Annotated in this window: 11 protein-coding genes; 6 read left to right on the forward strand and 5 right to left on the reverse strand. The window is 47.8% G+C overall.

Going from position 1 to position 11847, the window contains the following annotated elements; genetic code table 11:
* Window positions 1-423: 423 nt before the first annotated feature.
* Window positions 424-1527: a Fic family protein gene (locus ACQY6F_RS16600; protein ID WP_428776003.1), complete on the forward strand. Its 1104-nt coding sequence runs from the start codon at window positions 424-426 to the stop codon at window positions 1525-1527.
* Between the two features lie 244 nt (window positions 1528-1771).
* Complete coding sequence (locus tag ACQY6F_RS16605; RefSeq protein ID WP_428776005.1) at window positions 1772-3358, forward strand: alpha-amylase family glycosyl hydrolase; 1587 nt, start codon at window positions 1772-1774, stop codon at window positions 3356-3358.
* Window positions 3359-3432: 74 nt separating this feature from the next.
* Here the strand turns inward: ACQY6F_RS16605 and ACQY6F_RS16610 are convergent, their stop codons facing one another.
* Window positions 3433-4272, reverse strand: a complete 840-nt coding sequence (locus ACQY6F_RS16610) for an isopenicillin N synthase family dioxygenase (RefSeq protein ID WP_428776007.1) — start codon at window positions 4270-4272, stop codon at window positions 3433-3435.
* Between the two features lie 234 nt (window positions 4273-4506).
* Here ACQY6F_RS16610 and ACQY6F_RS16615 point away from each other — a divergent pair, with 234 nt between their 5' ends.
* The 3 genes from ACQY6F_RS16615 to ACQY6F_RS16625 all read left to right on the forward strand — a co-directional run bounded on the left by ACQY6F_RS16615 (window position 4507) and on the right by ACQY6F_RS16625 (window position 7243).
* Complete coding sequence (locus ACQY6F_RS16615; RefSeq protein ID WP_428776008.1) at window positions 4507-5454, forward strand: universal stress protein; 948 nt, start codon at window positions 4507-4509, stop codon at window positions 5452-5454.
* A gap of 119 nt (window positions 5455-5573) precedes the next feature.
* Window positions 5574-6152 (forward strand): protocatechuate 3,4-dioxygenase, encoded by a 579-nt coding sequence (locus ACQY6F_RS16620; protein WP_428776010.1) that lies wholly within the window; start codon window positions 5574-5576, stop codon window positions 6150-6152.
* Window positions 6153-6313: 161 nt separating this feature from the next.
* Window positions 6314-7243 carry a LysR substrate-binding domain-containing protein gene (locus tag ACQY6F_RS16625; RefSeq protein ID WP_428776012.1) on the forward strand — a complete coding sequence of 310 codons (930 nt, stop codon included), beginning with the start codon at window positions 6314-6316 and terminating at the stop codon, window positions 7241-7243.
* Between the two features lie 38 nt (window positions 7244-7281).
* Here ACQY6F_RS16625 and ACQY6F_RS16630 read toward each other — a convergent pair whose 3' ends face one another.
* The 4 genes from ACQY6F_RS16630 to ACQY6F_RS16645 all read right to left on the reverse strand — a co-directional run bounded on the left by ACQY6F_RS16630 (window position 7282) and on the right by ACQY6F_RS16645 (window position 11039).
* A complete protein-coding gene (locus ACQY6F_RS16630; protein ID WP_428776013.1) occupies window positions 7282-8682 on the reverse strand; it encodes an NAD(P)/FAD-dependent oxidoreductase in 1401 nt (466 codons plus the stop codon).
* 12 nt (window positions 8683-8694) lie between these two features.
* Entirely contained in the window at window positions 8695-9003 is a 309-nt protein-coding gene (locus tag ACQY6F_RS16635; protein WP_428776015.1) for a (2Fe-2S)-binding protein, read from the reverse strand.
* Between the two features lie 3 nt (window positions 9004-9006).
* On the reverse strand, window positions 9007-10110 hold the full coding sequence (locus ACQY6F_RS16640) for an NAD(P)/FAD-dependent oxidoreductase (protein ID WP_428776017.1): 1104 nt from the start codon (window positions 10108-10110) through the stop codon (window positions 9007-9009).
* Window positions 10111-10265: 155 nt separating this feature from the next.
* On the reverse strand, window positions 10266-11039 hold the full coding sequence (locus ACQY6F_RS16645; RefSeq protein WP_428776018.1) for an ABC transporter substrate-binding protein: 774 nt from the start codon (window positions 11037-11039) through the stop codon (window positions 10266-10268).
* Window positions 11040-11568: 529 nt separating this feature from the next.
* Between ACQY6F_RS16645 and ACQY6F_RS16650 the strand changes: the two genes are divergently transcribed.
* The coding region (locus tag ACQY6F_RS16650) for an aminopeptidase P family N-terminal domain-containing protein (protein WP_428776019.1) at window positions 11569-11847 on the forward strand (279 nt) is incomplete at its 3' end.

Raw genomic sequence — 11847 nt, forward strand, 5'->3', positions numbered from 1 at the left:
CTAAGTAAGTTAGGAATTCTTCAACCTCCTTGTCGGCCAGTTTGGCAGGGTGTTGCATCTGATGAAACGCAATATAGTGAATAGCCACCGACTTGATAGACACCTTTTAGTTAGACTGGACTTGTCACCCGCCCTGTTTTAGTGGCACTGTTAATTAGAGTTCTTCCTGCTTTGTTGATATCTTCTCCTCGTCCTTGATGTTGACATCACTACGCTGGCATAAAAAGCGAGCTAATTGAGCTCGCTTTTTTACACCTTGAACATGGTGTCAGGTCCGGTCTGGCGAGAATGTTTTAGGTTTTTCTGATTAAACTCTGATGTGAATACTGCCTTTAAACTAATCATTGTGTGATTTGATTAATGAGGTTAATCGAATTATATTGTGATTTGAATAAGCAGGTTTTTCCAATCACAGGCAGCATTATGTGGATATGGCAGCGAGCCAACTGGCCTCACTTTACGTGGGATAAAAGCATCATTGAACCAATGGTCAGGCAGACCCGCCTCAACCAGGGGATCTTATTGGGCAAGATAACCAGCCAGTCTCAGGACCAAAAGCAAAGCATGCTCGATACCCTGCTGGCTAACATCGTACACTCTAGTGCGATAGAGGGGGAAAAACTGAACGCATTCTCTGTGCGTTCCTCTTTGGCCAACCGGCTTGGGTTAACTGAAGAAAAGCCGTTCCCGACCACAGAGCAAACCGATGGTCTGGCTGAGATCATGTTAGATGCGGTAGAAAATCTGGATACACCTCTGACGTTAGAGCGGATCCTGCATTGGCATGACAGACTTTTTCCTGAAGGCTATACCATGTTCCACCCTGTTATTGGCGGTCAGCTGCGAGGCAATGATCCAATGCAGGTGGTTTCGGGCCGCATCGACAAACCAACGGTGCACTTTGAAGCGCCGGGGCGAGAAAGGCTGGATAAAGAACTCGCGTTGTTTGTCCAGTGGTTTAATGACTCCAAAGAAGATGTATCATTGGATCCTCTGCTAAGAGCGGCCATCACCCACCTTTGGTTTGTCACCCTTCATCCTCTGGATGATGGCAATGGCAGAATCACCCGCTTGCTGACCGATTTAGCATTAGCCCAAGCAGAGCGGCAGTCGGTACGGTTTTACGCCATGTCTGTGGGCATACTGGCAAATCGCAAAAGCTACTATGAGATCTTAGAGCAGACGCAAAAGGGTGGTTTAGATATCACGGTTTGGCTTGAATGGTTCTTTAATACGTTAAATGAAACCTTTGCACAGGTGCTCAAAGAGATAGATCAGACGGTTTACAAAACTAACTTCTGGCGCAGAGTTGATCAGACCAAGCTTACGGCAGAGCAGGTTAAGGTACTCAACCGAATGCTGGATGGTGACTTTGAGCAGGGGATCAATACCACTCAGTATCACAAGGTCGCCAAGGTCAGTAAGCCTACCGCAACGCGTCATTTGGCTGCTCTGGTTGAACAAGGCTGTTTGGTTAAGTCAGAAGCAGGTGGCCGCAGTACCCGATATCTATTGGCTGAGCAGTAATATCTTGTACCTGGTGGCAGCGTGCCCCGGGTTAATGCGTTACTTTCATCGGCCTTTCCCGGGCAAATCCCTTTCAAACAAATGCCAGTTTTAGTCACAATCCGTACTATCAGTAAGTTTCTAATTTCATTAACTATCTCATCCTTTCATCTCATCCTCTATTGCGGGATGAATGGATGGTTTGTTGATCATTTGAATAAGACATAATCGAACCAGCCCTACCTACAATAAAAAAGGAATTAGAGTGAAACTGACAAAAACTATTCTCGCGGTTTCGATTAGCACCAGTTTGTTATTCGGCTGTTCAGGAGAATCCACCAACCCGCAAGAGCCGGTGGGCACCACAAGCTATAGCTGTTCGCTGTCAAATAGCGACGCCGCCAACGACCTGCGCATCTATCAGGTGATGGTAGAAAGCTTCGTCAACGGCAACCTAAATATTGGCCACGGTACTGGCTATGGTACCAGCCACCATATGGGCGATATTCAAGGGATAGTTGACTCGCTAGATTACATACAGTCGCTGGGAATGAATGCTATCTGGCTGACTCCGGTGTTTGAATCTGCGCCAGTCAGTGGCCAGGAACACTGGGCAGACAGGCTTGATGCGACGGGGTACTTCGCGACCAATTACTTCGCCATCGACCCTAACTTCGGCACGATGGAGGATGCCAGAACTTTGGTTGAAGAAGCGCACAAACGCGGCCTGTATGTGTTCTTCGATGGGGTATTTGGCCATCACAAAGACAACGTGGTTGCTTCTCCAAGCGGGAGAAAACCAGTTGGTTCCAGCAACCCTGTCAGCTATCCGGAGAGCCTGCCATTCTATCAAGAAGTTGCTCAGTACTGGATTAACGAGCTGAAGATAGACGGATGGCGTTTGGATCAGGCTTATCAAGTCCCGACTCAAGCTTGGACAGAGCTCCGAAAAGCGGTCGATGAAGCGTCCAGCAAAGTGACTTACCAAAATGCTGAGGGTGAACAAGTCAACCCACTCGGATATATGGTGGCAGAGATCTGGGATGGTGAAAGCAAGATTGCGAGGACGGGTTATGGTAGTGAACAAAACCCAGCGCTCTGCTCAGCCTTTGATTTCCCAATGCGATACCGCCTGGTTCAGACTTTTGCTGTAGAAGAATCTGGTCGTGGTTCAACCCAAGGCGGGATCACTCTGGCAGAAGGTATGCGTACTCACAGCGCTTATCCACCTCATGCAAAACCTAACTTGATGTTGGGTAACCACGATCTGGTTCGTTTTGGCGACCTGATCCAGCGTGGCAACCTGGCCGAACCTACCGATGAGGAATACTGGCAGCGCTATAAAGCCGCGATATCATTTCAAGCAGCCTATACCGGGCCAATCACCCTCTATTATGGGGATGAAATAGGCGATGAACTTGAAGGCTACGCGCAGCAAGTGACCACAGATTGTGCTGTCCAGGGTAAATGTGACGATCACGTTGCCAGGACCAGTGGTAAAGTGGAAGGTGTTACCGGTATTGCATTAAGTGCGAAGCAAACTGAACTAAAACAGTATGTTACCGAACTGATGAACCTTCGAAGTCAACATCCGGCACTCTCACTGGGTACTCGAACCAATATTGTGGCAACTGTAAATGCGTATGCCGATCTTAAAGCATCAGATAATGAATCTATTCTGTATGTGGTCAATACCTCTAATAATCATCAAACTCTCGCCGTGCCAGCCGCACCTCTGGGAGCCGCAACGGCGCTCACCGATTTGCAAACAAACGATACGATTGCGGTCACTTCAGGCTATTACAATCTCGATCTCAATCCCTTCGAGGCACGTTTTTTGTTGTTGAAATAGTGAGTTAAAACGCAGCCACAAAAAAGGCCGATAGTTACACGCTATCGGCCTTTAGTATATGTTGCAGATTCTAGCTAAATCACGCCAAGTTCGCGCAAGCGTTCCATCAAGTAGCTGTGTGCGGTATAGCGCTCAGACAGTACCACATCGGGTTTTGGATGAAGGAACAGTGGCAGCGAAATACGCGATTTGTCCTGACGTCCACCGGTTGGATTAATCACTCGGTGAGTGGTCGACGGGAAGTAACCGCCGGACGCTTCTTGCAGCATGTCACCGATATTGATGATCAAGTTACCAAAGTCACAAGGTACATCAATCCAATCGCCTTCGCGACTCTTAACCTGCAATCCCGGCTCGTTAGCTGCTGGAAGAACCGTAAGAAGGTTAATATCTTCATGCGCAGCCGCGCGGATGGCGCCAGGTTCTTCTTCGCCCGTCATTGGTGGGTAATGCAGCACTCGAAGCAGTGTCTTCTGGCTGTCGTTGATCATTTCTGACAGCGCGATTGAGAATTTCTCCTGAACCTCTTTTGGTGCGTACTGTTCTACCCAGCCTAACAGCTCTTGGGCGAATGCATCAGCACGTTGGTAATAGTCCAGAATTTCAGCTTTAAGCTGCTGAGGGATCTGACCCCAAGGGTATACGTGAAAGTACTCTTTGATATCTTTGACGCTGTGCCCTTTGGCTACTTCAGAGACGGAAGGTGGAAAATAACCATCTTGCGTTTCAACGTTGAAGTGAAAATCATTTTTTTGCTCTGAGCAGAAAAACTCATGCCAGTTTTTATAAATTGATTCCACTAACTCTTGAGGAATCGGGTGGTTTTTTAGTACGCCAAACCCAGTTTCGCGTAGCGATGCAACGAACTGTTGAGCGGCATCATCGGCAAGGTAATCGACAGTTTCCAGTTTCATGACTTTACTTATATTTTTATTAGATTGAGGCACGAATTTTATGGATGGAGATGTTGTAAATCAAACTTTAATGAAATGTAAGCGTACAAACGGCTCAATAATGAGCGTTTAGTACAGTAATCAACACGGGTCGTTATCAAAAGCAGGCTAAATTAGCAATTAGTAATCCACATACTCTTATCTATAGTTACTTTACAGGGGTCATATCATTTGATTAAGGCGGAGGGTGGCATTGTGATTTTTAAACAAATATTAGTACCTATTGCCCCGGAACAAAAAATCACTGATTCACTTCATCAGGCTTTTCAACTGGCCAACAAGTGCTCTTCACATGTGACGTTACTGTCAGTAATCAAGGAGCTGGACGAGTTTAAGGAAATACATCATATATCAGGTACAGCATGTGACCTGCTTGATAAGGCGACCCAGTTTTACCACAACGTTTTAAAAGATCACGTCCATGCGTTGCGCAAGCAGTATCCCCAAATAAGGTTTGCCACCAAAGTACGTATTGGCATCCCATTCATTGAAATTATCAAGGAAGCGGATGAATCTGAAGCGTCAATTGTCATCATAGATTCATACCGAAAAACCAAGAAAGAAGCCTGTCAACGGGGCAGTAACACACTGAGTCTAATGCGCAAATCTGAGGTGCCTATTTGGTGCGTAAGCAAAGAGTTGAGGGCGATAAACAACGTTGTCGCTGCCGTTGATCTTACCAGTGCAGACTACCAGGATTTCAATACCAAGCTGATTGCGCTAGCAATAGAGTTTTGTAGCAAAATTGGCGCTAATCTTACGCTATGCCATGTATGGAAGTTGGAATCTGAAGGTTTTCTCAGGGATTGGAGTGGCTATTCGGATATTGATATTGCCCTTCTATCCCAGAAGATGTGTAGCGAAAGAATGGATCGTCTCAATTCCATGTTAATTCCATATATGAATGACAGTACTGCTCCGATTCAGGTCAAGTTGCTGGAAGGGGAGGTCCGGGAAATACTGCCTCAGTATGTGGACGACAATAGTGTGGACCTGGTTATTTTAGGTTCTATGTCGCGAAGCGGAGTGTCAGGTTTCGTGATGGGGAACACTGCAGAATCCATGATCAACCAACTCGGCTGTTCTGTTTTAACGCTTAAGCCAGATTCATTTAAGTCTCCCATTCTTAATGACGATTCCTGATAGCGCTTAGGCCGAGCGATTTAATGCAGCCAAACCGCTATCGATACAGAGCAGAAGTCAGTGGAAAACTGGATAGGTTGCACCACAATTAAAATATTCCATTTAAATGTGGTGACACTATGCAACGAAGACATTTTTTATCTCTGGGGATGCTACTATTCGCGCCATCACTGAAAGCGGCTAGCCCTAAAAAGCCAACGCCTACACCAGCCCAAACGGAAGGGCCGTTTTATCCTGTCGTCAACATACCGCTGAGAACGAACCTGGTTTTGCAACCTGAAGGATTGGTGGGCGAGCCAATTGTGTTGCACGGTAAGGTTGTCAATACCTCGGGAAACCCTGTCTCTGGTATTAAGGTAGAGATTTGGCAGTGCGACGGCCAGGGGATTTATGACCATCCTAATCAATCAAACAATGATAAGTTTGACCCAAGCTTTGCAGGCTTTGGCGCGGCGCTTACGGGAGATGACGGACGTTATCTGTTTCAAACCTTATACCCGGTGCCATACAGCACCCGACCACCCCATATTCATGTGAAACTCTGGCGTGGCGAGCAAGAACTGTTGACCACGCAACTTTACTTGAAAGGCAATACCGGCAACGAGTGGTGGGGTGGAAAAGCACGCGATCATTTACAGTTTGAACCGATCAAAGTCGATGGGATGTTAACCGGAGAGTTCAACTTTGTGATTGCCTAGCGGTTGGCAGCCGAAAGCGGCGAGATCTGCCGCACTTGCTAAACATAGCTAGAACCCAGTGCACATTAGGTAGATTATTGATTAGTCGGGTAAAGTCTTTATGCGGTATTGTAGTCAGGTATGCGCGATATCCCAAGTGAAGACCTGACAGGACTAGTCGAATGAAATTCCAGCAACTCCATGCTTTCAAAGCCGTCTACGAATTAGGCACAGCGACAGCCGCCGGAAACAGCTTGCACCTGACTCAGCCCGCAGTCAGTAAACTGATCGCGGCGCTTGAGCACAGAGTTGGTTTTAAGCTATTTGAACGAATAAAGGGCCGGTTAATTCCTACTGAACAGGGCAAAGCGTTCTATTTTGAAGTGTCAAAAGCGTTTAACGCGTTGGATACGCTGGAAGACAGCGCGCGGGATATCCGCACCCAACATTTGGGAAGTCTTCATATTGCTTCGTTTCCGTTGTTAGCAAACAATTATTTGCCAAAACTACTGGGTCAATACTTAAAAAATGTGCCTGAACTGACCGGATCATTAAAAGCCTACCGTTCAGAAGAAGTGTATCGCCGCACGGAAATTCAATCTTGTGATGTGGGTTTCGCTGCAATAGGTGAGGTGAGTCCTAGCGTAAGTCGTATCGAAGTGAAATGTGTCAGTCTCTGTATACTTCCGCCTCAAAGTCCACTTCGTGAAAAACCGTATCTGGAACCTGAAGATTTAGCGTCATGCCCCTTTATTCGAAGTGAAATAGACAATACTCAGTTGCAAGTCGATACCGCATTTTCAAACGCTAAGATTAATCGTCATGATGTACTGGAAGTATCATTTGCCAGTTCTACCGCATCGCTGGTGGCTGAAGGAGTGGGCGCCGCGATTGTTGATCCCTTTACGGCCCATCAAGCAGTTAAGATGAATCGGGACGTCTGCATTAAACCTTTTAAGCCGGATATTCCGTGTCAGTTCTATATTTTGTTTCCCGCGTTACGTCCGGTTTCTGATTCAGTGAAACAGTTTGTTGATTCATTCTTTGCCATGGCGGCTGACGACGGGATTGAACTGCACCGTACCGATAATCAATCACTCGTTGTTGAGTGATCTAGTCAGCTTAAGATTTGTCATGTTCTGCCAGGACATTACAAATCCTGACCATTGTCATCTGGGCTCAGTGTTGCCAGCTCACCAAAACTCAGTGGTTTGATGGGCGCCCGAATGCGGTAGTAGCCGGTGGCAGTAACTGGTTGCTGGGTTAAGTCCGCCATTACCTCAGAAACCGTCAGCCCGCACTGGCGCCCCTGGCAGGACCCCATACCGCAGCGAGTGAAACTCTTCAGCTGGTTAGGCCCCATACAGCCCTGGCTGGCGGCGCTGCGGATATCACCAAGTGTAACCTCTTCACAACGACAGATTGTGACGTCGTCACTTTTAGGCTTGCGAAACTGCGCTGCGGGCTGATAAAGGGTGTCGAGAAATGGCCTAAATGCCAGTTCCCGGGTTAATTGTCGTCTGTAAGGCTGGGTGTTGATGTCCCTTTGCTGTTCGTTCTGTTTGTTTTGTAAACAGGCAATATGCTGAACCGCAATTTTGCCTCTGAGCTTGGCGGCAATAGCGCCTCCAATACCGCTATTGTCTCCGGCGATACTAATATGGGCTTGGCTGCTTTGCCCCCAAGTGTCTAATTTTGGTTGCCAGCACAACTGCAGCGGGTTCCATTCATGCTCACAGTTACAGGCCATGGCTAAGTTAACGTTGGGAACCACGCCCTGGTGCAAAAACAGATGATCTGTAGCGATACTATTGCGTTTGCCCTTGGCGCGATAAACCACCTGGCTGATTCCATCAGCCTCACTACCAACGGCTTCTAAAGCTTCGACTCCTTTGATGATGGGGATGCCGGCGGCTTTGATATCGCGGATCATCTTCAAACCCTTGATTAAGTATCGGGAGCCTTGCAGAGCATTACCAAGCTTACTAATGGCCTTGAAGTAGTGACTCCGTGGCGTGGTATCGAGTACAGCCTGTACCTGAATACCGGCTTGAAGGTACTGCCATGTAATCAGGTAGAGTAGCGGGCCGCTACCGGCAAACACGGCTCCCTCGGCTGCCAAACCGGTGGTTTTGAGCAACACCTGGGCAGAGCCGGCAGTCATAACCCCGGGTAGCGTCCATCCTGGAATAGGAACCGGTCGCTCCTGAGCGCCGTTAGCGATTAAAAAGTGGCGAGCCTGAATTACTTTCGAAATGCCTTTGTTGGAATAGTACAGCGATCCATCAGAGTTGATTTGCCACACCGTCGCACCCGGGATGTGTAGACAGTTGGCGGTTTTTACACCTTTTGCGAGTGCTTGGCCATCATAATAATCGGGGCCTAAGATCGCCTGATTCTGTAGAGAGGGCTTTTCAATATTACGGTAAATTTGCCCGCCGACTCTAGATTGCTCATCGAGTAGTACTGCTTTCAGGCCGAGCACTTTGGCCTCTATTGCCGCTGCCATTCCCGCAGGGCCGGCACCAATGATCGCTAAATCGACTTTCATAGGAGGCTCCTGTTATTCCGAACCAGATGCTTGCATCTGGTGATCACTATTCTGGAAACGAATCGCCATACCTTCTGCGATTTCTGTCATGCAGCCCTGTTGATTGGGCACACCATCGATTTCGACTAAACACTCAAAACAGACTCCCATCATGCAATAGGGACCACGTTGTTTTCCAGAAACCAAGGAACTGCGATTGCTGTTGCAGCCGTTAGCCAATATTGCCGCCGCCACTGTGTACCCCGTCGGTACCTGTACAGCTTCTTCATTGATGGAGATATTCACTAGGGTGTGATGGTGTTGGCTAACGTCTTTAAACATGGGTTAATCCTGAAAACGTAATGGAGAGAACGCGGATATTGAATTATCCAATTCACCGCTTAACAGCATTGGCGCAAGTTTGAGCGCGTGCGCTGCTGCGAGCGTCACGCCGCTGTGGCAACTGAATGCAAACGCCTGGGGGCCGGCGGTTTTTGACTGTTCATAAATGGGATAGCCGTCGGGGCTCAGTATCCGAAGAGCGCCCCAGCCACGGACAATGCGTCGGTGTTGCAAAGCCGGCAGAAGGCGTATTGCTCGTTTCGCCAGTTGCGCCATGACAGGGGCTGTGTTGGAGTCATCTATACCGACGTTTTCACAGGAGTCACCAATTTGAATGGTGCCTTCATGGGTTTGGCGAAGGTAGATGGAAGGGTGATTCAGTAACGGCGGCAGGCGCTCGGTAATAATAAGCTGACCACGTTGCGGATGCAGCGGTTGGTGCAGATCCAACATCGGCGCTAATCGTTGGTTGTCCAACCCCGCAGCCAGAATGATTTTTCCGGCCCGCAGCTCACCTTGCTCTGTCTGCAGGCAATAACCATCGTTTATTCTTGTGATGGTGAGAACGCTGTGGTGAGGACGGTAGCTTCCGCCATAAGCCAGAAAGCCAGCATGCATCGCGCGCAGCAGAAGCAGTGGGTTTACGTGACCGTCATTGGGGGAATAGCCTCCGCCGGGAATGGTCGACCCTATGTTGGGCTCCAGTTCTTTCAGCTCTTTTGCATTGAGCATACGATATTCGAACTTACCACCACTTACGGTTGCCTGTTGTGCCAACTCTTCGGAATACTCACTCAGTTCGTTGTCATCAAGGCAAAAATGAATGCCACCTTTTTGCTGAAACTGAACATCAATACCGGTTACCGATTTTAACTCCTGGGCAAACGAGGGCCATAAGTGGGTCGAGAGTAAGGTCCAATCTGCATAAGGTGGGCAATCCGCGCCTTTGCCCTGTACCCAAAGCAAGCCAAAATTGCCGCGGGCAGCTCTTAGCGCGCGATCGCCCTGGTCGAGTATTACCGTATCCACCCCGGCTTTTGCCAGTCCATAACCCAGGGCAGACCCGACCATACCCCCACCGACAATGGCTACATCACACTCGTTCATGAATGAGGTTCCTTTTTTACAACAAAATTTGGCTGGCGGCCGCTAAGGTAGAACATAAAACAACGCTTTTAGTGAACTCACAATGCAACGGGAGAGAGGAAGTATTGCAAGGCACAGTGCCTTGCAATATTGGGTAAAGAGCAGTTGGTAACCTATCAACCACCGTAAATATCGAAGTCGAAATACTTGTCCTGAATCTCTTTATACTTGCCATTTGAACGCAGGGCTTTTATGGCTTGATTGAACTTTTCACGTAGCTCAGGCGAATTTTTTCGAATGGCAATACCCACACCCTCGCCAAACCACTCTTTGTCGGTGATTTGTGGTCCGACTAATGTATAGCGATCTCCGCCTTCTTTTTCGAGCAGGCCTTTTTTCACCGCTGGGATGTTGTTGATAACCAGATCCAAGCGGCCTGATTTGAGATCCATAAAGGCTTCATCTTGCGAGCCGTAGCGTTTGATATCGACACCCGAGAAGTTATCAGTGACATATTTGTCATGGGTACTTGCCCGTTGAACACCAATCTTTTTGCCTTCCAGACCTTCAGGGCTGAACTGGAAGTTTTCACCTTTTTTGGCAACAAAACGTGACGCTATCTGGTAGTACTTATCAGTAAAATCGACTTTCTTTTTACGCTCTTCAGTAATAGACATGGATGCTACGATCGCATCGAATTTTCGGGTCAGGAGCGCGGGTATCATTCCATCCCAGTCCTGAGCCACAAGTTTGCATTTAACTTGCATTTCTTCACACAAAGCGTAGGCGATATCGATATCAAAACCGGTAAGTGTGCCTTCAGGAGTAACCCAGCTGTAAGGAGGATAGGCACCTTCTACGCCGATACGTACATTGTCCCACTGTTTAGCTGATACGCTTCCTGCGTTTAAAGCTGCTACTGCCGTTAAGGCAAAAATTAGCTTTTTCATCGTTGAGCTCCATTTTATTTTTTTAGTTACTGAATTGGGTAATGGTTAAAGAGGTCCGTTGTTTGGATATAGGGTTAATGGTGTTTTGCTACTCGGGTGTAACCATCTGGTCGTGTTAACGATTTGTTAACCTCAATATACAAAAGCGGTACAGTTTTATACCAATTCCAATGTCAGGATGGGGTATGCCAAAAGGTTATACGCTAAAAGTAAAATTCAAATCGCTGTGCCGTTCTACCTAAGCTTTGCCGGGGAGAAGTCCGGACATAGACGAAGGTTAATGCTACTGATTACAAATGTTTGACCGGTAAGATTCGGTCTATTGAGCAAAACTTCACTATGATTGTACTGATTGACATGGATCAATAAATGCGGAAGGACCATGTCAGGCAACCAGCTTTGTGCGGTGGTAACTCTGAGGTAAGTCGGGTGCGTTACGTATACGGATTGCCAAGGCTCGATGATGGGTAGAAATACCTCAACGTCTCCGAAGGCCAATAGGCGTCGGATGTATCAGCAGGGAGAGACTATGAGAGGCGTTGTTTTGCATTTTTCTTTGGATGAGTTCCAAGAGCGTTTAGCAAAAGTCCGGCTGTCTATGCAGGAAAGGGATTTGGACGTGTTGATCATTCATGACCCTTCCAATATGGCATGGCTGACGGGTTACGATGGTTGGTCGTTTTATGTGCCGCAATGTGTCGTTGTTGGCGGCGCTGGCGAACCGGTGTGGTTCGGACGTTGCCAGGATGCGAACGGCGCTTATCGAACTGCCTATATGTCGGCTGAAAATATTACCTATTACCCGGAC

Origin of the sequence: Vibrio sp. (assembly GCF_050299255.1) — a bacterium.
GTDB lineage: Bacteria > Pseudomonadota > Gammaproteobacteria > Enterobacterales > Vibrionaceae > Vibrio.

What these genes read in the sequence shown, in the direction of transcription:
- ACQY6F_RS16600 (WP_428776003.1), top strand. Translation starts at nt 424, where the DNA reads ATGTGGATATGGCAGCGAGCCAACTGGCCTCACTTTACGTGGGATAAA.
- ACQY6F_RS16630 (WP_428776013.1), bottom strand. Translation starts at nt 8,682, where the DNA reads ATGAAAGTCGATTTAGCGATCATTGGTGCCGGCCCTGCGGGAATGGCA.
- ACQY6F_RS16625 (WP_428776012.1), top strand. Translation starts at nt 6,314, where the DNA reads ATGAAATTCCAGCAACTCCATGCTTTCAAAGCCGTCTACGAATTAGGC.
- ACQY6F_RS16635 (WP_428776015.1), bottom strand. Translation starts at nt 9,003, where the DNA reads ATGTTTAAAGACGTTAGCCAACACCATCACACCCTAGTGAATATCTCC.
- ACQY6F_RS16640 (WP_428776017.1), bottom strand. Translation starts at nt 10,110, where the DNA reads ATGAACGAGTGTGATGTAGCCATTGTCGGTGGGGGTATGGTCGGGTCT.
- ACQY6F_RS16620 (WP_428776010.1), top strand. Translation starts at nt 5,574, where the DNA reads ATGCAACGAAGACATTTTTTATCTCTGGGGATGCTACTATTCGCGCCA.
- ACQY6F_RS16610 (WP_428776007.1), bottom strand. Translation starts at nt 4,272, where the DNA reads ATGAAACTGGAAACTGTCGATTACCTTGCCGATGATGCCGCTCAACAG.
- ACQY6F_RS16645 (WP_428776018.1), bottom strand. Translation starts at nt 11,039, where the DNA reads ATGAAAAAGCTAATTTTTGCCTTAACGGCAGTAGCAGCTTTAAACGCA.